The organism is Moraxella osloensis, assembly GCF_001553955.1.
Classification (GTDB): domain Bacteria; phylum Pseudomonadota; class Gammaproteobacteria; order Pseudomonadales; family Moraxellaceae; genus Faucicola; species Faucicola osloensis.
On sequence record NZ_CP014234.1, the window covers coordinates 1,836,852 to 1,861,689 of the forward strand.

Sequence of the window (24,838 nt, forward strand, 5' to 3'; positions counted from 1 at the left end):
TTTTTGTCAAAATGATGATAGTCATCTAATAGTTTTGGCTTATACACCTTGCTGTAAAATATTTGAAAACGCGCCCGATAGTGACTGAAAATCTTTGGGTTGATTAGACTTTAACAGTTGATTGACCAATCGATCTAGCTCACGCCAGCGGGTGTTTTCTGGCAAGGTATTAACAACTTCTTTAAGTTTTTGCACGCACTCACGGCAATCTTTTTTCATCAATATATGACAGTCGAGCGATTCAAAACATTGTCCGAGCTGCCAAAACGTGACCACAATCGGGTTTTCTTGCTGCATCGACGCATTGCAGGCATAGAGCTGTAGGCTGGCAGCGCGGTAGGCTCCCGTATTGGCTAACCGTTTGATGAGGTTATAAAGTTCAGCCGTATCCTTACCAATAACGCCTTTGACGTCTTGGACATTTTGCTCGATAAAGCCAATGGTTTCGGGCACCTTTTTGTTGGCAAGGTAGTCATACAAGGCATCGGCATCGGCTGAAATCGGCAAGCCAAGATTGTGCACGATTGCATCGACGTCTGTTTGGCTGCACTGGTCATTTGACAGCCGTGTAATGATTTGTTCATAGTAGCGTAAGCGCTCACTGTATCGACCTAGCCACACTAAGTAGCTCGCTGTTGATAACAGCAAAATTAAGCGATTATGGTTGATATTTTCATACGCCAATAAAGTCGATGATTGTGATTTTCGTTCATGGTTGGTTTGAATGGTGCCCAAATGAGCGGTGCCTTGTTTGCCGCTGAGTTTGCCATTGACGGTATCGACCACCCAAGTGTCTTTTACCCCACCGCCTTGGGATGAGTTGACCACCAATGAGCCTTCGGTCATTGCCACTCGCGTCAATCCGCCTGGCACAATATCTACCGTACCGTCACCATGTGACAACACAAAAGGACGCAAATCAATATGGCGCGGTGCGATGCCGCTTGCGACCGCGGTTGGGTTGGTGGACAAGCTAATAGTCGGCTGGGCGATAAACCCTGCTGGGTTGTCTAGTAAGCGTTTGCGGTAAGCGGCAATTTGCTCTTTGCTTGACGTCGGTCCTATCAACATCCCATAACCTCCCGAGCCCTGCGTTTCTTTAATCACCAACTCTGGCATATGGTCGAGCACATATGCCAACTCATCGGCATCACTGCATTGATAGGTTTGCACATTGGGTAAAATCGGTTTTTCACCCAAATAATACTCAATTATCTTGGGTACAAATGGATAAAGGCTTTTATCGTCAGCAATGCCTGTGCCTGGGGCGTTGGTTATCACCACATTGCCTGCGCGATACGCACTCATCAGCCCTGACACCCCCAAGATTGAATCGGGTAAAAACGCCAACGGATCCAAAAATGGGTCGTCAATACGGCGATAAATCACATCCACTTGTACCTTGCCGCGCACCCCTTGGATGTAGACATGGTTGTTTTCTACAATCAAATCATAGCCATGCACCAAGGGCACATTCATCTCACGCGCCAAAAAAGCATGCTCATAATAGGCACTGTTAAAACGTCCTGGGGTGAGTACCACGATTTGTGGGTCGTATTTGTTGGTGGTGCTTGATAGACACGCCTTTAACCGTTTTGGATAGTCCGCCACCGGCAACACCGATTGAGATTGGTAGAGTTTGCTTAGTAGGGTTTGCGACACATTGCGGCTCTCGAGCATATAAGAGACGCCAGAAGGCGTGCGTAAGTTGTCCTCGAGTACACAATATTGTCCGTGCTGGTCGCGAATCAAATCAATGCCGCTAATATGGGCATAGACGGGTTTATCCAAGTTGATACCCAGCATCCACGGCTCGTAGCCACTGTTTTTAAACACAAACTCGCTTGGCACAATGCCTTCTTTGACAATCGTTTGTTCGTGATAGATATCATGGATAAATTGATTGAGCGCACGAATACGTTGTTGGCATCCTTTTTCCATCACTTGCCATTCTTGAATATCGATGATGCGCGGGATGATATCGAAGGGTATCATGCGCTCAATGTTGCTGGCATCGCTATATACAGTGAAGGTCACACCGCGGCGATAAAAAATATCCGATGCTTGGTTATTCAAACTGATTAACGTGTCTGAATTCATCTCTTGAAGCCAAGCACCTACCTGTTGTGCCGAGTGTCTATATTGCCCATCGGCGAGTTGCAGTTCATCAAATGCTTTGGCAATTGGCATTATTGGCTCCTTATTCATGACGAAAGATGAAATAGTTTTTGCCTCACGATGGCACACATTTTCTTGATAAATTATTCTATAGACAAGCTATTAGATGATTTATCAATTAATTCATCAAGTTTCATGCCAAAAAAACAAAGTGAAAGGCAGTTAAATAGTTGAAAAATAGATTAAAAATCGCTCAATTTTGCACCAAAATTAATCGAATTATTGAAGTTGGTGCAGTGTAAAACAAAAAATCTATGCCATACGCGCATAAAAATCATGACATGAACCAAATTGATGCAAGAGAAATAGTTTGGTGAAAAATTAAACCAATGTTTTTCTACTAAATTGTTGTTATATGAAAAAATTTTTTTATTAAAAATTATTGCAATACATCATCAGATAATGCGCATACTAATAGCAATAGTCAATATCTAACTTGTACAATGTGCGTTTTAACAGCCAACAGATTGAGCCGCAAGCCAAAACCTTTAAATACTGGCTAATAGATCAGCTAAAAGCCAATGATAAAACGATGTTTGATTGGCAGACGCATAGCTTTGCTCGCCAAAATCACCCAACGCCCGAGCATTTATTGCCTGTATTTTTTGCGCGGGGCGCAGGGGATGTGATGTCGGTGGTGCATGAAAGCTTCGCTCACTACAATCTGGGTATGGATATTTATCGGTTTGATTACTGGATAAAAAAAGGCGAATTAAACGCAGTAAATTTGCCTTATCATCAATCTATCGCAAAAATGTATCGCACAAGCTTGGTAAGGCTTCATAAGAATGTCTTTTGCATTGCTGATTATTTTAGTACTTTTACCCAATATTGTAGCGGTTGGCTAAGCTCCAAAAAAAGCCTCAAAAAAAGCCATTATCCTAGAATAATGGCTTTTTTATGGCGATAAAAAAATTTTGATAACTACCGCTTAGGATTAAGTTGAAAATTGTTTACCTGTATGTAAAGGATTGTAGCTAGCCGTCAGCAACCCTGCTATCAATCCTCAATATCTGCTAAAATAACACAGATAATTTTAAACTACTGATAATCAATTATGGGTTTATTTCGTTTTTTTGAAAATCGTCTGGAAGTCTATCCAGAAGACAATTACAACCTACCAACGGATAATTTTTTGAAGTTTCTGTGGGCGTGTACCAAGGGTCTGCGCGGTTGGATTTTTGCCTTCATGTTCTTGACAGGCTTGATAGGCGTGTATGAGTCGCTACTGTACAAGTGGATTGGCGATATCGTCAATTGGCTGGGTGCCTATACGCCCGCTCATCTGTGGGCAGAAAAAGGCGATAGTTTGCTAATGATGGCGGCCGTGTTGGTGGTCAGCCCGATTTTGGTGGGCTTAAGCTCGCTGATTCATTTTCAAACCTTGCAAGGCGTGTTCCCGATGCAGATGCGCTGGCGTTTTCACCGTCAAATGCTCGGTCAATCCATGGAGTTTTATCAAGACGAGTTTTCCGGGCGGGTGTCTGCCAAGGTGATGCAAACCGCGCTTGCGGTGCGCGATACCATTATGACCATTGCCGATATGCTGGTGTATGTATTGGTGTATTTTGTCAGTAGTGGCATTATCTTATTTAACCTGGACAGTTGGTTACTTATCCCATTTTTGTTATGGATGGTGATGTTCTTTGCCACTGTGGCGTATTTTATCCCCAAGCTTAAAAACTCTGCCAGTCGCCAAGCCGATGCGCGTGCCTTGATGACAGGGCGGATTACGGACGCGTATGCCAATATCACGACGGTAAAATTATTTAGCCACTCTCGCCGTGAGCTGACCTATGCCAAAGATGCGATGAGCCAGTTTTTGGGTACGGTGCATGAGCAAATGCGCTGGGTATCCCGCCTTGAGCTGGTTAATCATTTGATTAATGTGGTGTTGGTCGGTACTACGGTAGCCCTCGGCTTGTACCTATGGTATTACAACGGCCTGAGCGTAGGGGCGATTGCGGCAGCGACTGCGATGGCGATGCGTCTTAACGGCTTGACCCACTGGATAATGTGGCAAACGGCGGCATTGTTTGAGAATATCGGTACCGTGCAGGACGGCATGAAAACCTTGTCAAAACCGCATACCGTGGTAGATAAGCCGAATGCTAGGGATTTAATCATCACGCAAGGCGAAATCAACTTTAGCCATGTCGATTTTAATTATGGTCGCAGTGGCAATAAAACCAATGATGCCGATGCCAAGCAAAAACTACTCGATGATTTTAACCTTGAGATTAAAGCAGGTGAAAAAATCGGTCTAGTGGGACGCTCTGGGGCAGGTAAATCAACCTTGGTGAATTTGCTACTACGTTTTTATGATGTCGATGGTGGCGCGATTTTGATTGATAATCAAAATATCAGCGATGTCACCCAAGAGAGCTTACGCCAACAAATCGGCATGGTCACTCAAGATACCTCATTACTGCACCGCACCGTGCGAGAAAATATTGCCTATGGTCGCCCAGATGCCACCGATGAAGAAATCATCAGCGCCGCCAAACAAGCGCATGCGTGGGAGTTTATCCAACATTTAAGTGACGCCAAAGGCAATGTCGGCTTGGATACCCAAGTCGGTGAGCGAGGGGTCAAGCTCTCGGGCGGACAACGCCAGCGCATTGCCATCGCCCGTGTGATGCTCAAAAATGCCCCGATTCTACTGCTGGATGAAGCGACCTCGGCACTCGATAGCGAAGTGGAATACGCCATCACTGACAGCCTTAACGATATGATGGCAGGCAAGACGGTGATTGCAATTGCCCACCGATTATCGACGATTGCGTCGATGGATAGATTGGTGGTGATGGATAGAGGGCAAATCGTCGAGCAAGGTAGCCATGCCCAGCTCTTAGCTCAAAATGGCGTGTATGCCAAATTATGGGCAAGACAAAGTGGCGGTTTTCTTGGCGAAGATGATTAAATAAAGGCAGTGCTAACTTACGCTAGATTTGATACCACCCAACGGCAAGCGTGAATGCTAAGCCACAAAAGGCTTAGTCATAACTTTTCACTGGGTCTTATAACCAAGTAATCAAGTCACCTTTTAGTCACTAAAAAGTGGCTAAAAAAGTGATTAATTAGGACAATTGGCATGGAAGAACAACGCATCAATCTAAACGGCAAAAACGCCAAATATTATAACATCAAAAACCCCACCGCCAGCCAGACTGCCCATTTTTACGGCGGTAACGGCTTTGCTTTAGGGGTGTATGAGCCACTCTTAAGAGACTTAGCGCAACATCTTAACATCACTGCGCTGACCATGCGGGGCGAATGGTACGATAAACCGACCGAAAACGCGCTGACGCGGGAACAAGACGCCGATATCTTGATTGAGTTCTTGCAAGCCACCCTAGCAGAGCGAGACGGCAAGCCCGTCATCGGTATCGGGCATTCACAAGGGGCAACAGCCGCCACTATCGCAGCCGCCAAACGCCCAGATTTGTTTAGCGCGCTTTATTTGCTTGAGCCTGTTACCTTTACCAACCAGCAAGGCAAGCTTTACAGCCTAGTGCCACGCGTGGTGAAAATGACCCGAGAACCCTTTAAAAGTACCCAAGTCAAACAAGCCGACTGGCACAGTGTGGATGCGTATTATCAGTTTCTTCGCCGTCATAAAGCGTACAAACGTATCAGCGATGAACACCTTTTAACCTATGCTAAAAATAGTCTAGAGGCAGGTGAGCAGGGTAAACTCACGTTACGTTTTTCACCCAAGCAAGAACTCGCCAATTATTTTGGTACACCGCTGATTATGAAGCCGTTACAACAGCTTATTGCCGACAACAAAGTGCCTGTGCAGTTAATCATCGGTAAGCCGTCGATGTTTATCAGTCAGCAAGTGCGCCAAATGTGGGATAAATTCGTGCCCAATGAGCAAATGACGGTGCTCAATGACTATGGACATTTACTGCCACTTGAAGCACCAGAATTATGCGCCAAGCTCATTTTTCAAAAACTGAATTTGACCAGCTAACATGAGTTTATTTGCCGCCAATCCCAATGAGAATTTATTACCCTACGATGGCATTGTCAATGATTTTGGGCAGGTTTTTGAAGACTCCGCTGATGAGCCCAATGCGCTTTATCGGCATTTTTTAACGCAGCTACCTTGGCAGCATGACGTTGTCACAATTTTTGGCAAAACCCATGTCACCCACCGCCAAATCGTGTGGATGAGTGAAAACGATTATCACTATTCTGGACAACGTAAGACGGCAACGCCTTGGACAGCAGATGTTTGGGCATTAAAACAGCACATACAATTGCTACTGGCTGAGCAACATATAACCGCAAATTTTAACGCCTGTTTGTTTAATTATTACCCCACAGGCGATGATGGTATGGGCTACCATGCCGATAATGAAAGCGAACTGGGCAATGAGCCTATTATCGCGTCTGTTTCATTAGGGGTAACCCGTAAATTTGTATTCAAGCACCGCATCACCAAGGAAAAAATCGAGATTCCCTTGCAAAATGGACAGCTCATTGTCATGCGCGGACAAACCCAGCGCCATTGGTTACACAGCTTGCCTAAAACCAAAAAAGTAACGGAAGGTAGAATTAATCTGACCTTCCGTCATATAGCGAATTAAATATCATTTAGCTATCGAGTAGCGCCTGCTAGCTATCAAGAAGCACCTGCGCCGCGGCAATATCGAGAGTACCTTCATAAATGGCACGCCCTGTAATAATACCTTCAAGATAATCACTGTATGGTTTTAGATTTTCGATGTCTTGTAAATCCGTCACCCCACCCGAGGCAATCACCGGAATACCGCCTTCTTTTGCCAAGTTGACCGTTTGCTCGACATTGACGCCTTGCATCATACCATCACGCGCAATATCAGTATAGACGATAGAAGATACACCTGCATCGGCAAAGCGTTTTGCCAAATCCACCGCTTTGACATCGGTCACATTTGCCCAGCCATGCGTCGCTACCATGCCATCTTTGGCATCAATACCCACAATGATATGACCGGCAAATTCCTGACACGCTTGTTCAACAAATTCAGGTTGTTCGACTGCTTTGGTACCGATAATAATATAGGTCAAGCCTGCTTCTAAATAATGACGGATGGTGTCAAGGCTACGGATACCGCCACCAAGTTGAATGGGTAAATTTGGGTAGGCTTTGGCAATCGCGGTGACGACGTCTTTATGCACCGGCACGCCATCGAAAGCACCATTTAAATCCACCAAATGCAGGCGTCGAGCGCCTTCTTTTACCCAGCGGCTTGCCATTGCGACAGGGTCGTCACTAAATACGGTATCGTCTTCCATACGCCCTTGTTTTAGGCGCACACATTTGCCGTCTTTGAGGTCAATGGCAGGGATAATTAAAGTTGGCGTAGTTGATAACGTCGTCATGGGGTTGTCCTGTTGTCAGTTGGCGCAAATTGAGCTAGGGCGGTCAAAATGCGTGTCGCTAGAATTTGGCGATAATTTTACCGTATAATGCCAACTAAGGTTAAGATATTTTGCATCTGCGTATCAGCATACCAGGGGTCGTGATAATGTTATACGTGGTGATAGCAGGGGTTTTTATCAGCCGTTGCCGTAAAACCACCGACTTTAGGTGGTGGATATAAGGCAACTCATACACTATAACGCTTGCATAAATTTTGCTAAAATAATTTGCATGAAAACACTCAAGCTACGCATACGAGACAAACATAATGATAAACTCAACCGCCTAAGCGGTTCGGTCAATTTCGTATGGAACTACGTCAATGACTTGAGTTACAAACACCTAAAAAAGACTGGTAAATTCTTTAGTGCTTACGACCTAAACGAATACACCAAAGGTAGCGGTGAGTTACTTGGTTTACACTCGCAAACCATTCAAGCCATCAACGAAACCCACGCCAAAGCTAGAAAACTATTCAAAAAAGCTAAGTTATCATGGCGAACCAACAACCCAAATTCAAAACGTAAATCATTAGGCTGGCTACCCTTTAAACAATCCGCCATCAAACACATTGCTACCCACCAAACAGGCAAAAAGGGCTTAAAATCCACCTTACAGCTTAGTTTAGCCAAAGGACAAAAACTAGTCATTGACCTATGGGACAGCTACAACCTTAGCCTATATCAAATTAACACACTAGAAATCGTCCAAGACAGCCGTAACCGTTGGTATGCCTGTATCACCGTCAAAGACTACCCCAAGACACAATGCGGAACGGGTAGCGTAGGCATTGACTTAGGGCTTAAAGACAGTGCCACTACCTCAAGCGGTGACAAACTCACCATCAAGCAAACGCTCAAATATGCCAAAGATTTAGCCACCGCCCAACGTGCCAAAAACAAACAGCGTGTCAAAGCGATCCATGCCAAAATCAAAAACACACGCCAAGACTTAATCCATAAATTTACCACCCAATTAGTCAAAGACAATGCCCTAATCGTGGTCGGTGATATTCAGAGTAATCAATTTAATAGTAAAAAAGGCAAACTCGCCAAATCGGTTTACGATGCAGGCTGGTTTGAACTGAAACGACAACTGACCTACAAATGCGAGAACGCAGGTTGCCGTTTTGAAATCGTGAATGAGAGATACACGACCCAGCGATGTTCGTGTTGCGGTGAAATCACCGCCAATAGTCCGAAAGGTAGAAAATCGCTTGGAATAAGAGAATGGATATGTGCTTCGTGTGGCACATGGCATGATAGAGATATCAATGCCAGTCGGAACATTCTTGCGGTTGGGCTTAACCGTCTTGCAGAAGGAATCCCCTTGCTTTAGCAAGGGGAGGAAGTCAAAGTAGGGTACATGGCGATTGCCTTTGAGCATAACATATTAACCACCACCATTGTGATGGTATCACTGGTGTCAAAAATCATCAATGACCAAAAAATGCGATGGTATTTTGCAGGTCTTATTATGATCGCCGCCAATACAGGCGGCGCTTGGTCACCTGTGGGTGATGACGTAGCTTTAATGTGATTAAACTTGCGCTAAATATAAAAAGTCAAAATTTAGCCCAAAAAGCTATTGATTTTGATAAAAATATGCTAAACTACTGCCCTTTTTGGTGTACCTAAACTTTGCTAAAACTGTATTTATACCGTTTTTTCAATTGTTTGGGTCTTTTAGGCTCTAACCACTGAACTAGATTCAATTGATTGCATTCACAGAGAGAACATTATGGTAGTTATCCGTTTACAACGCGGTGGTGCGAAAAAACGCCCATTTTATCAAATCGTGGTAACCGACTCACGCAATGCCCGTGACGGTCGTTACATCGAAAACATCGGGTTTTTTAACCCACTAGCGCAAGGTCAAGAAGTGCCATTACGCATCAACGCTGACGCTTACCAAGCATGGATCAACAAAGGTGCCCAACCTTCTGACCGTGTTGCCGCTTTATTTAAAGCAGCTAGCAAAGCACAAGCAACGGCTTAATTTTTTATAAAAATTAAGTAGAGCGGACTTTAATATGGCAAAACAACCGACAGACTTGCATACCAATGAGGCTAACGCATCGCTGTTTAAAATCGGTGAGCTAAAAAAGCCTTATGGCATTCATGGCTGGCTATGGGTATTTAGCTTTACTGAAGACCGTGAAGCGATATTTCATATGCAGCCTTGGGTCATCAATACTGCCATGGGTCAAAAGACCTTAACGGTAAAAAACTGGCGACAACAAGGTAAAGGCTACGTGGTACAACTTAACGAAGTGCCCGACCGCAATATCGCAGAAACCATGTTTGGCGTGAGCCTTTGGGCAGAAAAAAACAATCTGTCTGAGCTTGCAGAAGACGAATATTATTGGTCAGATTTGATTGGTTTGACGGTGATTAGCCAGTCAGAAAATGTCATTTTAGGACGAGTAAAAGAGCTGTTTGAAACAGGGGCGCATGCCATTATGGTAGTCGAGCCGACTGCTGATAGTGTGGATGGTGAAGAACGATTGATTCCTTGGCACAAACAGACCATTGGCGAGGTAAATTTAGCCAAGCAAACCCTGATGGTTGATTGGGGCAGTGATTATTAAACAGTGATTATTAAACATTGATAACTAGCATTGATGATTAATCGTTGCGTGTTCGTCCTTGATGGGTGCTTAGCATTTATTCGATGGGAGTTGTCAATCAACAAGGCGTTGTTAATGCCAAGCTAAAGTGAGTGTAGCGTATGTTTTTTGCGGTGATAACCATTTTGCCCGAAATGTTTGCTAGTATTACTGATTTTGGCATCACTGGGCGGGCGCTAGCTCGCAAGCAAGCGGAAATCTTGCTGATTAACCCAAGAGACTTTACCACAGACAATTATCGGCGTATCGATGAGCGTCCGTTTGGTGGAGGGCCTGGTATGGTAATGATGGCAGAGCCGTTACAAAAAGCCATCGACTACGCCAAAACGCAAGCCAATGCGCGCGGTAAAACCTGTCCTGTGGTGTATTTGTCGCCACAAGGCAAGACATTGAGCGAAAGTGGGGTGCTTGATTTTTGCCAATATGACGGCTTGATTTTGTTATGCGGTCGTTATGAAGGCATCGATGAAAGACTACTGAGTCAGTATGTCGATATCGAATGCTCAATTGGTGATTATGTGCTCACAGGGGGCGAATTGCCCGCGATGGTATTGATGGATAGTGTGATACGCCGATTGCCCAATGTGATGGGCGATGATTTATCGGCGCAGCAAGACTCCTTTGTGGATGGCTTGCTCGATTGTCCACAATATACCAAACCGACTGAATTTCAAGGGATGAAAGTGCCTGACGTGCTGTTGTCAGGGCATCATGCCAATATCGCCAAGTGGCGATTTATTCAGCAGACAACACGCACCCAGCTAAGACGTCCTGATTTGTGGCAGGCATTTGTGCCAACCAAACAGCAACAAAAATGGCTGACAGAAGCAGCGCAATCTGCTAAAGACAGCAACCCAGATTCATCCACTTGACGGATGCCTAATCGTGTCGATTGCTATCAAGACACATAAAATTAGCGGGGAGTATGCGCATTTGCTGACATCAACTAACTTTAGTCAGCTTAGCCTCTGTCCCCAGTGAGAGGAGAAAATCTCATGAGTAACAAACATCCTTTGGTTCAACAAATCGAAAATAGCCAGCTTAAGCAAGACGTACCAAGTTTTGGTCCTGGTGACACTGTTGTCGTACAAGTAAAAGTGCGTGAAGGCGACCGTGAGCGTCTACAAGCATTTGAAGGTGTTGTTATCGCTAAACGTAACCGCGGCTTAAACTCTGCGTTTACCGTACGTAAAATCTCTAGCGGTGTAGGTGTTGAACGTGCGTTCCAAACCCATTCACCACAAATTGCAAAAATTGAAGTAAAACGTCGTGGTGATGTACGCCGTGCCAAACTTTACTACCTACGTGAACGTTCTGGTAAATCAGCACGTATCCGTGAAAAACTGTCAGTGCGTAAAGAAGAAGCGCAAGCTTAAGTCTTTAACTGCGTTATTTATTATTTGCCTAAATGGGTTAAACTTTGATTGTCATGGTTTAATCAACACCAAAAAAGCAAAAACCCCAAATAAATCTATTTGGGGTTTTTTGTTGTTAGCGATTATTTACTTTTGCGCTGTCCAGCCTTTTGGGCGTTCGTAATCTTCATTATCCAAAAATTTATTGCGCTGCTCGGTAATAAATTTTTTGGCTTCTGGGTCAATCATGCTTAAGTGATTTTCATTGATGAGCATGGTTTGGTGCTCTAACCATTCGTTCCACGCTTTGGCAGACACGGTGTTTTGCAGTTCTTCACCCAGCTTGTTAGGAAACGGCGGTTTTGGCATTTTGGGTAGCTTTTGTTTGTATTTACGGCACATGACCATGTGGTCAGCGGGGTTATAAGTTTCCATTTTTTATCCTGTTAATAGTTGCTAGTCTAAGTTGCTAGTCTAAGTCGCTTGCATCGGCGTAAATCCAAGCAGTAGCGCCACTGTCAAAATGACCTTCTACTCGTGCGTAGGCATCGACTTCGTAGCGGTCGGCTTGGGCAAGCTCATCATCGGTAATGTCAAAAATCACACCTGCCACTTTGTCGGTTGGATTATTGGTTTTAAGTAGTATCGGATGAAAACGTTTGCCACTTGTGGCGAGCACATCTTCATCGGTGATTTCGATTTCACCCAACTGGTAGCCAATAAGTTGGTCTTTATTACCCACCAGTGTACGCCCAAAGGTAGCAAGCTGTACATTTTCTTGTTGTAATGTGCCATACGAGAATAGTTTTGGCATATTAATGACCTAATTGTTCGATACGCTCACGCCCACGCTCAATCGCCATTTTGACTTGATTAGGCGCTGTACCGCCGATGTGGTTACGGGCATTGAGCGAGCCTTCAAGGGTCAGATATTCAAATACGTCCTCACCAATCAAGTCGCTAAAGCTTTGAAGCTCATCGAGTGATAATTCACTCAAATCTACGCCTTTTTGCACACCTAACGCTACTGCTTTACCCACTACTTCATGCGCGTCGCGGAAGGCTAAGCCTTTACGGACTAAATAATCCGCTAAATCGGTGGCGGTCGCATACCCTTTCATGGTCGCGGCACGCATATTTTCTTTGTTTGGAATCAAGTTTGGTAGCATATCAGCAAAGGCAAGTAAGGAGCCGGTTAAAGTATCTACCACGTCAAATAGCGGCTCTTTATCTTCTTGGTTGTCTTTGTTGTAAGCCAGCGGTTGGTTTTTCATCAAGGTCAATAGGGTAATCATATCACCAAACACGCGGGCAGCTTTACCTCGTACCAGCTCTGGCACATCGGGATTTTTCTTCTGTGGCATAATCGATGAGCCTGTGCAAAAACGATCCGGGACGACCACAAACCCAAATTGCGCTGACATCCACAAGATGATTTCTTCACTCATACGCGACAAGTGCATCATTAACAGGCTTGCGCTACTGGCAAATTCAATGGCAAAATCACGGTCGGATACGGCATCCAGCGAGTTTTGGCAAATCCCTTCAAAACCCAAAAGCTCGGCAGTAAATTCCCGCTCAATCGGATAAGTCGTACCTGCCAGCGCTGCGGCGCCTAGGGGCATTTGGTTGATACGTTTTCGACCATCAATCAAGCGCTCGCTATCACGCATTAGCATCTCAAACCATGCCATCACATGATGACCAAAACTGACAGGCTGCGCGGTCTGCAGATGGGTAAAGCCTGGCATGATAGTGTCGGTATGCTGGCTTGCCAAATCCAGTAAGCCCGTTTGTAGACGTTTTAGTAATCCTAAAATAATATCGGTTTGGTCACGCAGATATAAACGGATATCGGTCGCGACTTGGTCATTACGGCTACGTCCCGTATGCAGTTTTTTGCCGACATCGCCAATAATAGCGGTCAAACGAGACTCCACATTCATGTGCACGTCTTCAAGCGCCACCGACCACACAAATTTGCCATCGGCGATTTCTTGTTTGATTTGGGTCAAACCGCCAACGATTTGGTCTTTGTCTGCCTCGGTGATAATCCCCGCTTTGGCAAGCATGGTGGCATGAGCAATCGAGCCTGCGATGTCTTGATTGGCAAAACGTTGGTCAAATCCGACAGACGCGGTAAATTCAGCGACAAAACTGTCAGTGGCTTCGCTAAAACGTCCACCCCACATACTAGATGTGCTAGAATCAGCGGAAATTTGATTGCTCATAATACGTCCATTTTTTGTGTAAGTGTGAAAGGAATAAAGACAATGAGATTGCTAGAGCTGCTAATTCCCTCTGCAAAATCTAGGGCTAGTATAGCAAAAACTGAGGATACCTCACAAATTTCACTCAAGCGGATTAAAGAGCCGCTCACCAGCACTTTTTTCCTGCCCAATCTGAGCGAAAAACAGACCATTAAACTATGGGCAAGCTATATCGCGTTTTTTTCACTGGTTTCGATTTTAACCTATTTAACTTTTACTAATGATATCAGTTTGATTATCCGCCATAGCATTGAAACGGTGGTCATTACTATCTTAACTGTGACGGGTGAAATGGTTTTTGTGGCGAATTCTGCCAAAAAATTCAAAGAATTTAATTGGCGTTCAAAACAAATTACCGCCTATCTGCTATCGACTTCGTTTATTATCGTGCCGGTACTGAGCTTGCTAGGTCGGTTGATTTTATTCTTTACGCTCGGCTATGAAGTCAGTTTAAATGCGCTGATATTAGAAACCATTGCGAATACTTTGTTTACTTTTTTGATGATAGCGGTGCTGCTCACTTATTTTGAGATACAGTATCAAAATATTCGCCGCGCTGAACTGCGTACCCAACAAAAACTCATCGAGCAAAACGAGCAGTTAAAGGCGCGTATCACCCCGCATTTTTTCTTTAATCTACTCAATACTATGCAATATCTGATAGAAACCGATGCGTATGAAGCCGAGAGAATGATTTGTCATATCTCGAATCTGTATCGGGTGAGCTTTGATGAAACGCGTGAGATTGCGCTACTTGATGAGATGGAGCTATGCGAAAGCTATTTGAGCATCGAAAAATACCGTTTTGATAAAAAGCTGAAAGTAACTTGGCATTTGCCCGATGAAGATTTGCTCTATGACATGGTAATTACCTCATTATCGCTACAAATAGTGATTGAAAAACTGATCGTACTGATTGTTGAAAACAGCACCGACCCCATTCACATTATTATTAGTATCGATTGGCAAAACGATGTTGCCAAAATTGATATCGAAATTGAGCTACCGGCAACAACGTATCAGCTGATTTGTCAAGATATTCGCCAAAAACTGCAGTTTAATAGCCAAGTGGCAATTTTACGTCAGTACTTTGGTCATGAAGCCAGTATTCACTTTGAATTATCTGGTCAATTGTTAATCACTCAAATTCGCTACCCCCTTAAGGATGTCGCAGCTTTTTAGCCCATTTATTTTGTTAGTCGGAATTGGCATAAAAAAGTCACCAATCTGACGCGGCATTTCACATTTTATCTAACAAACTATGGTATATTAATTTGCGTCTACTTAAAACAATGCGTTTATTAGTTTATCTAATCAGTTAAGCGCTATTTTATAAGGGTTTGATTGCTCACAAAGAGGTTGTGTTGGATTTGGCATAAGATTTTGAAGTACGTAAGATTTGTAGGGTTAAAGGCATGTGTTTTTGACCTCAAAGGAGCAAAGGAGTAAACAGTGAGAATTGTGATCTGTGACGATGAGCCACTAGCCCGAGAGAGGTTGGCACGTATCGTAAGAGAAGAGGGACATGAGGTAATTGCCCTGGCAGCCACAGGTATTGAGGCCATTGCAAAAGTCAAAGAAACCGCACCCGATGTAATTTTGTTAGACATTCGGATGCCAGGAATGGATGGTATCCGCTGCGCCCAAGAGCTCAATGAGCTTAATAATGCGCCCGCCATTATTTTTGTGACCGCGTACGACCATTATGCGATTGCCGCATTCAAAGCACATGCGATTGGCTATTTGCTAAAGCCTGCCAACAAAGAAGAGTTGTTACAGGTACTATCAAGAGCGTCATTGCTTAGTAATGCACAGCTCAATGAAATCAGTCGATTAGAAGACCCGTTAGCACAGTCCAATCGTCAGCATATTGCAGCGCGTACCCATCGCGGGGTGGAGCTGATTGCGCTGCAAGATATCTATTACTTTACAGCGGACCAAAAATACGTGCAAATCCGTCATAAAGGTGGCACGGTTTTAATTGATGAAACCCTCAAAGAGCTTGAACAAGAATTTGGGGATGCGTTCTTTCGTATACATCGCAATGCGTTAATCAATCTTAACTACCTAGAAATGCTTGAAGCGATTGACCAAGGTCAGTACCAAGTTCGTTTCAAAGGTTTGCCTGACCAGCTTGCCATCAGCCGCCGTCATTTACCATTACTACGGGATAAAATCCAATCAATGTAGCGTAGGCTTTCGTATGTTTGCGTCTACTTCAATGAGTCGTAAGAGTAATTAGCCTGACATTTTGCTATACTGTTGCCTAACTCGCTGAATCACTGACAGATACCCATCTGACAAATGCCTAGCTTAGAGAGTTAGGCATTTTTATCGAATGCTAAAAAAGACACTGCTATGACTACGTTAACGACTTTAAATATCGCCACTCGCCAAAGCCCGCTTGCCTTATGGCAAGCCGAACACATCCAAGCGCGTTTGCAAGCGCTGTACCCAAGCCTGACCGTCAATCTAGTACCGATGGTCACCAAAGGCGATAAAATCCTAGATACCCCGCTAGCCAAAATCGGCGGCAAAGGCTTATTTGTCAAAGAGCTTGAGCAAGCCTTGTATGAAAAACGTGCTGATATCGCCGTGCATTCGCTCAAAGACGTACCCATGGTGCTCCCTGAAGGTCTGACGCTTGGCGCATATTGTGAGCGTGAGCAGCCAACCGATGCCTTTATATCAAATCACTATGAGAGTATAGATGCGTTGCCACAAGGGGCTAAACTTGGTACATCAAGTTTACGCCGTCAATGCCAAATTCAGCAATATCGTCCTGACTTAGAGATTATCAGCCTACGCGGCAATGTAGGCACGCGCCTATCCAAGCTAGATGCAGGTGAATATGATGCCATTATTTTGGCAACCAGTGGCTTGACGCGTTTGGGGCTTACCGATCGTATTCGCCATGAACTTGATACGCATATCAGTCTGCCAGCGGTCGGACAAGGTGCGCTCGCCATTGAATGCCGAAGTGATGATGCCGATGTGCTTGCACTACTAAAACCACTCAATGACGAGCCAAGCCGTCTATGCGTGATGGCAGAACGCGCCATGAATCGTCATTTGCAGGGTGGTTGCCAAGTGCCGATTGCAGGCTTTGCTACCATTCAAGATGGACAAATTTATTTACAGGGTCGGGTCGGCAGTGTAGATGGTAAAACCTTGTTAAAAGCAGAGCATCATAACGCGTTAGTTGATGACGCACGGGAGTCTGAGCAAATTGCCGAAGCCGTGGGCGTGGTGGTGGCTGAAGCGCTCATTGCACAAGGTGCGGACAAAATCTTGGCACAGATTTATCAAGACGGCTGATATTGAGATCCTCCTACCCATGCAATTTATCAATACCAGACCTGATCAGCGAGCCAAGCCGCTAAGTCTATTTTTGCGTCAGCATGGCGTTAAAGTGATTGACCTGCCGCTGTTGACGTTGGTAGAAAAGCCGATGACAGTGGCAGAGCAGGCAGGTTTACAATCGATTGACCGTTATCAAGTGGTGGTGCTAGTCAGCGAAGCGGCAGTAAAGTATGGCTTAGCGAGGCTTGCTACCTTAGTCAAGCTAACGGAATTGTCCAAAAAGATTACATGGGTGGCGGTGGGTGACAAAACCGCAAATTACTTTAACCAAACCTGGCAGCAGCTCACAGAGTTGCCACCACCTACCATTATTTTTCCTGATGAAAAACGCGCGCAAAACAATGAAGGGCTATTGAATTTGCCGGTAATCCAATCGCTTGGTAAAGGCGATTACTTGCAGGTATGGCGCGGCATCGGCGGGCGAGAACTATTGGCGGATACATTGGCGGCAAAAGGTGTGCAAGTACATTTGCTAAACTTGTACCAACGGGTTTTACCAAGCGCAACTACCCAAGCATTTGCGGTTTGGCAGCAAACGCAGAGCCACAACCAACCCATCGTTGTACTCATCTCAAGTTTGACCGCCTGGCAAAACTGGCAACAACTAACAGCAAACACTCAAATGGCTGCCAGCTGTTATTATTTGGTATTGCAGTCGCGTATTGCAGAGCAAATGTTATTACAGCAGGCCAATCTTAACATAACTATTATCCCTGACTTAATGCCTGCGACAATTTTACAAGCTTTAACCACTCACCAATAGCTGCATGGCTTTCGGTTTGGCTAAGCTGTTTTGCGCTGAATCATCTACCCATGACAGCGTTTGCAGCGCTTGTTGCAGAGTTTGCGTCAGCCGCATACCCTGGTCAATCGTCAGCGTCATAATGAGCGGGGTCAAAAACCAATGAAAATGGGTAAGGCTATGTTTGACAGTATCAGGGCTATCTAAATTAACCTGCTGGATATTTAGCAGTTGCTCGGCTTGTAAGAACGCAAAAATAATCTGCTCAGCGGTGTTATATTCGGCTTCAAATGTTGACTCTTGCTGCCAGGTTGCCAGTAGCGGCGCCTCTGTGTTTTTTGCCCCCTGTTGTTTTTTGACAAAGGCCAATGGTAAACACCACAGTCCACCCCAAATCCCAGTGTCAGGACGTTGTAGCCACAAGGTTTTGTCATCGCAAACCAGCTTTAACGCTAGCGAAAACTTAGAGGGATTGGGTGATTTTTTGCTTTTTACCGGATAAAAACTTTGCTTGCCTTGGGCATTTGCCACGCAGTCGGCTTGCACGGGACACAGTAGGCAGGCAGGTTTGGCTTTGGTGCATAGCGTCGCACCCATATCCATCATCGCTTGCGCATAGTGCCCGCTATCACGGTTCGGTGTTAGGCGCTCGGCGAGTTGCCAAAGCGCTTTGGTTGTGGCAGTTTTGGTGATATCGCCGTCAATGCCAGCCCAACGGGTCAGCACACGTTTGACATTACCATCGCAAATCACCCCTCTGTCACCGCCATATTGGTCAGCTCTGACACCCATCGCCACAATCGCGCCTGCCGTAGATTGACCCACCCCTGAAATCTGCTCCCAGTGGGCAACCGTTTGCGGAAATTTGCCAGTTTGCTCGATGATATCCACCAGCTGCTTGGCAGCTTTATGCAGGTTGCGGGCACGCGCATAGTAACCCAGTCCTGCCCAGTGCTCAGCGACTTGCTCCCAAGATGCGTTTGCCAAATCCTGCACGGTGGGAAAACTTGCCATAAATCGCTCAAAATAAGGAATTACCGTCGCCACTTGGGTCTGCTGTAGCATAACCTCAGATAACCACACCGGATAGGGGTCTGGCGTGTCAAGCTGATGCCGCTGCCACGGTAAATCATGACGCCCGCTATGGTCAAACCAGGTCAAAATACGCGGTGCAAAACTATCAAGCTGCGCTTTGGTATGCGCTTCGGTATGTGTTTCGGTATGCGCTTTGGTATAATTGTGGCTTAAGTGCTGATTGGGACTTGGCATCGTTGAGTGGCTGGTGTTCGGATGTGCGTTCAAAATTCACCATCGGGTTACTATCGTGATAGCTATATAAGACTTTCTGGTTAGTATTCAATAGTGACTGACAACAGACTTAACAAAGCTGCACTCAAACTAGGACATAGGCATAAAAAAAGCAATATCGTCATGGATATTGCTTTTGCTGTTAGGATGCAACGGCTATATGTTATACAAGATTGTCTTGCATAAACGCAATCATTTCATCCCAGCTGGCTTTTGCCGCATCGGCATCATAGCCTAAGTCCACGCCATTTTCTTCGGCGCGTTTGTCAGCATTAGGATTGGTAAAGCCGTGTTTGGCACCTTCGTACACATCGACTGTGTACTCTACATCGGCGTTGTCCAACTCTTTTTTTAGCCCTTCAATGGCATCCATTGACACCATGCTATCGGCTTCACCATGTGCCACCAACACTTTGGCGGTGAATTTGCCTTTTTGTGCCGGTTGTTTTGGGTCAGGGTTGCCGTGGAAAGTCGCCACTGCTTTGAGTGGGAAGCCTTCACGCGCCATGTCTAAGACGATTTTACCGCCAAAGCAAAAACCAATCGCACCCAGACGGTTTTTGTCAACCGCTTCGAGGTCGGTAAAGTCATCCATAATGAGTTTACAGCGCGCCATCAACATGTCTTGGTCAGCGAGCATTTGGCTCATCCATTCATTGGCTTGGGCGGCATCTGTGGTCAGTTTACCTTCGCCATACACATCCATGGCGACGGCAGCAAAACCCGCTTCGGCTAAACGCTCAGTGGCTTTTTGTGGGTGCGCGGCGGCGCCCCACCATTCAGGCGCCACCAAAATCGCTGGGGCAGGGTTGTCATGGCTAGCTGATTCTGGTAGACAGACATAGCTTTTGAGCTCCACGCCATCGCTGGTGGTAGATTCGAGTTGTAAAATTTGAATTGGCATCATGCATCCTTATGTTACGGTAAATGATATGATTGATTGCTATTGTTATAAAAAGCTGGCGTTATAAAAACGCTGGATTCATACGTTACTTTATACGCTACTCAGAGCGTGGCAAGTCAGTGCAACGGTTAATACAGGCATTACTGTATACTGAAAGCACCGCATTTTCCGTTATAATACTGTCACTGTTTTACACAAGCCAAAAGTTGAAAAAATAATGAGCCAATCTGTTACCTTACGCCCGCAATTTTGGGAGCGATTTTCGTTAGAACAATTGACCCAAGCTGAATGGGAAGCCTTGTGCGATGGTTGTGGGGCGTGTTGTTTGATTAAATTTAAAGACGATGACACCGATGAAGTTGAATACAGTGATGTCGCCTGTCGACTGCTTGATTGTGCCACAGGGGCTTGCCAGCATTACCCAACAAGGCGCGACTATGTGCCCGACTGCATCAGCCTAACCATCGATAACATAGGCGAGATGTACTGGCTACCGGCAAGCTGCGCCTACAAACGCTTGTATTACGGACAACCCCTACCAAGCTGGCATTTATTACTTACTCAAGATGCCGCCTTGACACAAGCCATGATGCGCCAAAAAAATATCAGCGTGGCGGGACGCTGTCAGTCTGAAACAGAAGTCTCTGAGCTAGAGCAAGAACAACGGGTAATCCATTGGATTCGCCAATAGCGCGCTTGGTTATGCGAGGCTTTACTAGTAATGAACAAGCTGATGGGTGAGTAAAATCAGCCAAAAATACAATAAAATTAAGAAAAATACCATTGCAATCATCATGGGGTTAAGGTAAGGTAAAAAAATCTTTCGCCATATGAGGGTCTCGTCGGCTATGTCAGACGACAATTCGAGTTCACACCTGTCAAACAAACCACAAGGCAGTAGCTGGTCACGCGGTCTGAAACGCTGGCTATCTACCGCCCCTGAAACCCGTGATGAACTAGTCAAATTGGTACATGATTCGCGTCGATTTTTGGCGCCCGACACCGTCGATATGTTAGAGGGCGTGCTAGATTTACCCGCTATTCAAGTGCGAGAAATCATGACCCCTGTCAGCCACGTTGCAGGCATCATCCAGCACCAAAACTTGCAAGATATCATGTCGCTCTATATGGAAACCGCCCACTCGCGTTATCCTGTATTTATCGATGACAACAAAGACACAGTGATGGGTATCTTACTTGCCAAAGATTTGATTCCGTTTTTGGTCGCCAAGGCGCAAGGTCAAAACATTGACCATTTCAATCTTGAGGCAATTGTACGTCAGCCAATTTATATCAGTGAAACTGCGCGTTCTGACAACCTGCTGCGTCTATTTCAAAAAAATCAAATTCATATGGCAATCGTCATCGATGAGTTTGGGGTGGCATCAGGCGTGGTGACGATGGAAGACTTACTCGAAGAAATTGTCGGTGATATCATCGATGAGCATGACGACATCGAAGAAGATACCGATATCAATCATATAGTGCCTGTGCCAAACCAGCCTGACACATGGATTGTGCAATCCATCACCTCAGTCTCAGACTGTAATGAACAGCTAGGTACCCATTTTGATAGTGAGGATGTCACTAGTATGGGTGGACTGGTCATGCAAGAGCTTGGCGAAGTCAATGAGGTATTGGGTCAAACCGTCTTTATTGACGATTGTCGTTTGACGGTATTGTCAGCAGATGGTCGATTTATCCAAGAAATTGAACTGGTTAAAGGGTATAATCAGCTCGACGATTAGTCCAATTACTTATGTTTGCAAAACCGTTTAACCCTAAAGGCAATACTCGCCAATGCGTCTTACTACCCAGTCCCTAAAAAAGCAACTTTCTGTACAATCTCATCACGAGAGTACCAAATCTGCAAATACCAAACAGCCCCTGTTACCCAAACTGGTGCTGGCTTGGCTTGCAGGTGCGGCATTTGTCTTCGCGTTAGCGCCTTACGATTTTTGGCTAGTGGCACTGTTATCGCCACTGGTGCTGTATTGGCTGTTATTGCCCACAATGTCAAATTGGCGGGCGTTTTGGCTCGGTGAAATGTATGGCATGGGATTGTGGAGCGTGGGCGCGTTTTGGTTGTTTACCTCGATTCATACCTATGGTGATACCCCTACCTTGTTAGCCTTGCTGATGATTGGTTTTGTTGGCTTGGGGATGGGATTGTTTCATGGCGCCTTAGCGGTCATTTTTAACCGCTTCGTGGCGAAACAGCCGCTAAGCTTTGCGTCATTATGGGTGGTACAAGAGTGGTTAAAGACCTGGCTATTTACAGGTTTTCCTTGGCTATTTGTGGGCTATGCTTATACGGCGCAGCCTTGGCTGACCAGCCTTGCCCCAATTTTTGGGGTGTTGGCGCTAAGCTTTGTATCGGTGTTCGTCTCAGCCAGTCTGGTGGAAGCGGCGCGAAAAAAATACCGTTATTTAATCCCATCGTCTGTGATGTTACTGGCAAGCGTTGCGCTGTGGCTTATTGCCCCGCAATGGACGACCCCCAAAGGCACGCCAAATCTGAAAGTCTCCTTAGTACAAGGCAATATTCCGCAGGACTTAAAATGGCTGCAAGAATACCAAATCCAAACACTGGGTATCTATGCAGGCTTGAGTAAAACAGAATGGGGTCAGGACATTATCTTATGGCCAGAGTCGTCAATTCCGATGTTTCAAACCGACGCCATGCCCTTTATCAGCCAAATTGCTGCCCAAGCCCGCGAAAGCAATAGCGCATGGCTCACCGGTATTCCGTATGTGGATGTCAATGAATACGACCCAAAGGTTGATAAATACGAGCCATTTTACAACAGTGTGATTGCTTTGGGCGCCGATGCCAAAGGCTTATACAAGAAACAAAATTTGGTACCCGTGGGCGAATATATCCCGTTTGAAGGAATGTTAGATTGGGCATTGCCAAACTTGATGAGCGGTACCATGAGTTTTCGCAGTGGTTCTGCGCACCAAGCGCCCTTGCAAGTCAAAAACCACCCAGTTGGCGTGGCGATTTGTTATGAAGTCGCCTATCCTGATACCACCCGCCGCAATGCCAAAAATACCGACTTTTTATTGACCGTATCCAATGATGCCTGGTTTGGCACATCGGCAGGTCCATTACAGCATCTACAAATGGTGCAAATGCGCTCGATTGAAACCGGTCGCTGGTTTATGCGCGCGACCAATACAGGCGTGACCGCCATTATCAATGATAAAGGCAATATTGTTGCCAAAGCGCCAGCCTTTGAACGCACGGTGCTACGGGGTGAAATTCAATCGCGCGTTGGCAATACGCCATTTATGCGCTGGGGTAGTTATCCTATCTTGGCACTGGCAGCGCTATTGCTACTGATTAGTTGGCTGATTCGTAAAACACGTTAAAAACCTTAGATACAGTAAGGTTTTGTCACCCATTGCAAAAATTTAGTATATAATGGTTACAAAGTTCCGTATAATAGTTAAAAATTAGACTTGAATTCATTTAGATTCAACAACTCTTGCCCCAATGATTTACAGTGAGGTTTACGATGGCTCATCATGAAGTCGTGGAAAACAATGTCAAAAAAGAACTTAGTTACGCTTTAATTGGCATTTTAGCGTTTCTAGGCTTGGTTTTATTAATCCTTATTTCAGCAATTGTTCGCCCCGCTGGTAACCATGTCGACGTTGCAAAACTCAATGCTGAAGTGGAAGCCAAAGCTGCTGCATCTGCTGCTGCCGCTGCCAAACCAGCAGGTTCGACGCCTGCGGCAACCTCACCTGCGGCGGGTGAAACCACCACCGCCACTGCCAATGCAGACACCGCAACAGGTCCAAATGCCACGGTTGCCAGCCCAGATAATGCCTCGATGACGCCATCTTCTGCACCAACGGCTACTGCAAAAACATCGACCATTGAAGCGCGTAATGCCTCAACGGCTGAAGCCAAAGCAGAGATTAAAGCCAAAACAGGTGAAACCCCAAATATCGCACCACCTGTTGCCTCAGCGGTCAAATCTCAAGAACAATCAAAATAAAACATCAATATCTAAATAAAAAACCACAGATACATAAAAAAACCACGTTAGATAACGTGGTTTTTTTGTGCGCTAAGTCGCCATTGTCAAGCTTAAGCTTTTTGGTAAGTGACAAACTGATAACTCAACCCGCTTTGCTCATCCGTGAATTTTTCACTTTCTGATGTTTTAACAAAATCACTGGTAATCTCTGGATAAAACGCCGCTGCGTTGTCAATCACGGTATCGACCTGGGTTATTTCTAAGCGATCACTAAACAGTAGGGCTTGTTGAAAAACTTTTTCACCACCAATCACCCAAATCGTTTGCAAACCTTTACCATGCGCGAGCGATGAGGCTTGGGTCAGTGCGTCATCTAGGTTGTGCATCACAATGACGGCATCATCATCCACTTGGTAATCCAAATTGGTGGTAATCACAAAATTGGTACGGTTGGGCAAGGGTTTTGCGCCCATGGATTCAAAGGTCTTGCGACCCATAATCACGATACCGCCATTGGTATGTTTTTTAAAATGTTTCAAGTCCTCAGAGATGTGCCAAGGTAATTGATTGTCTTTGCCAATGGCGCGGTTTTGGCTCATCGCCACGATTTGGGCGACTTCCACATTAGAATAACTCATGATTTATCCTTATTGTTGTGAGTTTTGGTATTGGGCTGCAAGC

General features: G+C 45.3%; 26 protein-coding genes. 18 read left to right on the plus strand and 8 right to left on the minus strand.

Annotated features, from left to right (window positions below; genetic code table 11):
- Nucleotides 1–39: 39 nt before the first annotated feature.
- Nucleotides 40–2,190 carry a circularly permuted type 2 ATP-grasp protein gene (locus AXE82_RS08055; RefSeq protein WP_062333436.1) on the minus strand — a complete coding sequence of 717 codons (2,151 nt, stop codon included), beginning with the start codon at nucleotides 2,188–2,190 and terminating at the stop codon, nucleotides 40–42.
- Between the two features lie 433 nt (nucleotides 2,191–2,623).
- Here AXE82_RS08055 and AXE82_RS12260 point away from each other — a divergent pair, with 433 nt between their 5' ends.
- The 4 genes from AXE82_RS12260 to AXE82_RS08075 all read left to right on the plus strand — a co-directional run bounded on the left by AXE82_RS12260 (nucleotide 2,624) and on the right by AXE82_RS08075 (nucleotide 6,776).
- A complete protein-coding gene (locus AXE82_RS12260) occupies nucleotides 2,624–3,088 on the plus strand; it encodes a class III extradiol ring-cleavage dioxygenase family protein (RefSeq protein WP_062333439.1) in 465 nt (154 codons plus the stop codon).
- Between the two features lie 147 nt (nucleotides 3,089–3,235).
- Complete coding sequence (locus tag AXE82_RS08065; protein ID WP_062333442.1) at nucleotides 3,236–5,101, plus strand: ABC transporter ATP-binding protein; 1,866 nt, start codon at nucleotides 3,236–3,238, stop codon at nucleotides 5,099–5,101.
- Between the two features lie 171 nt (nucleotides 5,102–5,272).
- Nucleotides 5,273–6,157, plus strand: a complete 885-nt coding sequence (locus tag AXE82_RS08070; RefSeq protein WP_062333445.1) for an alpha/beta fold hydrolase — start codon at nucleotides 5,273–5,275, stop codon at nucleotides 6,155–6,157.
- A gap of 1 nt (nucleotide 6,158) precedes the next feature.
- Nucleotides 6,159–6,776 carry an alpha-ketoglutarate-dependent dioxygenase AlkB family protein gene (locus AXE82_RS08075; protein WP_062333448.1) on the plus strand — a complete coding sequence of 206 codons (618 nt, stop codon included), beginning with the start codon at nucleotides 6,159–6,161 and terminating at the stop codon, nucleotides 6,774–6,776.
- A gap of 28 nt (nucleotides 6,777–6,804) precedes the next feature.
- Here AXE82_RS08075 and hisA read toward each other — a convergent pair whose 3' ends face one another.
- On the minus strand, nucleotides 6,805–7,554 hold the full coding sequence (gene hisA / locus AXE82_RS08080; RefSeq protein WP_062333451.1) for a 1-(5-phosphoribosyl)-5-[(5-phosphoribosylamino)methylideneamino]imidazole-4-carboxamide isomerase: 750 nt from the start codon (nucleotides 7,552–7,554) through the stop codon (nucleotides 6,805–6,807).
- Nucleotides 7,555–7,825: 271 nt separating this feature from the next.
- On the opposite strand from hisA, the gene AXE82_RS08085 reads away from it, so the two are divergent.
- From AXE82_RS08085 to rplS, 6 genes are all read left to right on the plus strand, one after another.
- Nucleotides 7,826–8,932, plus strand: coding sequence for an RNA-guided endonuclease InsQ/TnpB family protein (locus AXE82_RS08085; RefSeq protein WP_062333454.1), 1,107 nt, complete (start codon nucleotides 7,826–7,828; stop codon nucleotides 8,930–8,932).
- Between the two features lie 27 nt (nucleotides 8,933–8,959).
- On the plus strand, nucleotides 8,960–9,133 hold the full coding sequence (locus AXE82_RS12120; protein ID WP_174901006.1) for a hypothetical protein: 174 nt from the start codon (nucleotides 8,960–8,962) through the stop codon (nucleotides 9,131–9,133).
- Nucleotides 9,134–9,334: 201 nt separating this feature from the next.
- Nucleotides 9,335–9,592 carry a 30S ribosomal protein S16 gene (rpsP, locus tag AXE82_RS08090; protein ID WP_007115987.1) on the plus strand — a complete coding sequence of 86 codons (258 nt, stop codon included), beginning with the start codon at nucleotides 9,335–9,337 and terminating at the stop codon, nucleotides 9,590–9,592.
- Between the two features lie 34 nt (nucleotides 9,593–9,626).
- Nucleotides 9,627–10,184, plus strand: a complete 558-nt coding sequence (gene rimM / locus AXE82_RS08095) for a ribosome maturation factor RimM (protein ID WP_062333456.1) — start codon at nucleotides 9,627–9,629, stop codon at nucleotides 10,182–10,184.
- Between the two features lie 140 nt (nucleotides 10,185–10,324).
- A complete protein-coding gene (trmD, locus tag AXE82_RS08100; RefSeq protein ID WP_062333459.1) occupies nucleotides 10,325–11,095 on the plus strand; it encodes a tRNA (guanosine(37)-N1)-methyltransferase TrmD in 771 nt (256 codons plus the stop codon).
- A gap of 123 nt (nucleotides 11,096–11,218) precedes the next feature.
- Nucleotides 11,219–11,599 (plus strand): 50S ribosomal protein L19, encoded by a 381-nt coding sequence (gene rplS / locus AXE82_RS08105; RefSeq protein ID WP_062333462.1) that lies wholly within the window; start codon nucleotides 11,219–11,221, stop codon nucleotides 11,597–11,599.
- 126 nt (nucleotides 11,600–11,725) lie between these two features.
- On the opposite strand, the gene AXE82_RS08110 is transcribed toward rplS, so the two are convergent.
- From AXE82_RS08110 to argH, 3 genes are read right to left on the minus strand one after another with little or no spacing between them, the layout of a single operon-like run.
- A complete protein-coding gene (locus tag AXE82_RS08110) occupies nucleotides 11,726–12,013 on the minus strand; it encodes an oxidative damage protection protein (RefSeq protein ID WP_007115982.1) in 288 nt (95 codons plus the stop codon).
- A 34-nt stretch (nucleotides 12,014–12,047) separates the two neighbouring features.
- Nucleotides 12,048–12,392, minus strand: coding sequence for a gamma-glutamylcyclotransferase family protein (locus AXE82_RS08115; RefSeq protein WP_062333465.1), 345 nt, complete (start codon nucleotides 12,390–12,392; stop codon nucleotides 12,048–12,050).
- A 1-nt stretch (nucleotide 12,393) separates the two neighbouring features.
- Entirely contained in the window at nucleotides 12,394–13,770 is a 1,377-nt protein-coding gene (argH, locus tag AXE82_RS08120; protein WP_172460512.1) for an argininosuccinate lyase, read from the minus strand.
- Between the two features lie 81 nt (nucleotides 13,771–13,851).
- Between argH and AXE82_RS08125 the strand changes: the two genes are divergently transcribed.
- From AXE82_RS08125 to AXE82_RS08140, 4 genes are all read left to right on the plus strand, one after another.
- The gene (locus AXE82_RS08125; protein ID WP_062333471.1) at nucleotides 13,852–15,030 is read left to right on the plus strand and encodes a histidine kinase; all 1,179 of its coding nucleotides are present in this window, start codon (nucleotides 13,852–13,854) and stop codon (nucleotides 15,028–15,030) included.
- Nucleotides 15,031–15,300: 270 nt separating this feature from the next.
- Complete coding sequence (locus tag AXE82_RS08130) at nucleotides 15,301–16,038, plus strand: LytR/AlgR family response regulator transcription factor (protein WP_062333475.1); 738 nt, start codon at nucleotides 15,301–15,303, stop codon at nucleotides 16,036–16,038.
- A 168-nt stretch (nucleotides 16,039–16,206) separates the two neighbouring features.
- Nucleotides 16,207–17,166 (plus strand): hydroxymethylbilane synthase, encoded by a 960-nt coding sequence (hemC, locus tag AXE82_RS08135; protein ID WP_062333477.1) that lies wholly within the window; start codon nucleotides 16,207–16,209, stop codon nucleotides 17,164–17,166.
- Between the two features lie 19 nt (nucleotides 17,167–17,185).
- Entirely contained in the window at nucleotides 17,186–17,974 is a 789-nt protein-coding gene (locus AXE82_RS08140; protein WP_062333479.1) for a uroporphyrinogen-III synthase, read from the plus strand.
- On the opposite strand, the gene mutY is transcribed toward AXE82_RS08140, so the two are convergent.
- Nucleotides 17,957–19,255: an A/G-specific adenine glycosylase gene (gene mutY / locus AXE82_RS08145; protein ID WP_228140529.1), complete on the minus strand. Its 1,299-nt coding sequence runs from the start codon at nucleotides 19,253–19,255 to the stop codon at nucleotides 17,957–17,959. The two genes, AXE82_RS08140 and mutY, sit on opposite strands and share 18 nt — an antisense overlap.
- Before the next feature lie 169 nt (nucleotides 19,256–19,424).
- Nucleotides 19,425–20,165 (minus strand): dienelactone hydrolase family protein, encoded by a 741-nt coding sequence (locus AXE82_RS08150; protein ID WP_062333485.1) that lies wholly within the window; start codon nucleotides 20,163–20,165, stop codon nucleotides 19,425–19,427.
- A 217-nt stretch (nucleotides 20,166–20,382) separates the two neighbouring features.
- On the opposite strand from AXE82_RS08150, the gene AXE82_RS08155 reads away from it, so the two are divergent.
- The 4 genes from AXE82_RS08155 (at nucleotide 20,383) to AXE82_RS08170 (ending at nucleotide 24,175) form a co-directional block, all read left to right on the plus strand.
- Nucleotides 20,383–20,856 (plus strand): YcgN family cysteine cluster protein, encoded by a 474-nt coding sequence (locus tag AXE82_RS08155; protein WP_062333488.1) that lies wholly within the window; start codon nucleotides 20,383–20,385, stop codon nucleotides 20,854–20,856.
- Nucleotides 20,857–21,013: 157 nt separating this feature from the next.
- Complete coding sequence (locus AXE82_RS08160) at nucleotides 21,014–21,913, plus strand: CBS domain-containing protein (protein ID WP_062333491.1); 900 nt, start codon at nucleotides 21,014–21,016, stop codon at nucleotides 21,911–21,913.
- Nucleotides 21,914–21,965: 52 nt separating this feature from the next.
- The gene (lnt, locus tag AXE82_RS08165) at nucleotides 21,966–23,540 is read left to right on the plus strand and encodes an apolipoprotein N-acyltransferase (protein WP_062333495.1); all 1,575 of its coding nucleotides are present in this window, start codon (nucleotides 21,966–21,968) and stop codon (nucleotides 23,538–23,540) included.
- A gap of 146 nt (nucleotides 23,541–23,686) precedes the next feature.
- Entirely contained in the window at nucleotides 23,687–24,175 is a 489-nt protein-coding gene (locus tag AXE82_RS08170; protein WP_062333498.1) for a hypothetical protein, read from the plus strand.
- A gap of 92 nt (nucleotides 24,176–24,267) precedes the next feature.
- Here AXE82_RS08170 and AXE82_RS08175 read toward each other — a convergent pair whose 3' ends face one another.
- On the minus strand, nucleotides 24,268–24,795 hold the full coding sequence (locus AXE82_RS08175) for a dihydrofolate reductase (protein ID WP_007115148.1): 528 nt from the start codon (nucleotides 24,793–24,795) through the stop codon (nucleotides 24,268–24,270).
- Between the last annotated feature and the right edge of the window lie 43 nt (nucleotides 24,796–24,838).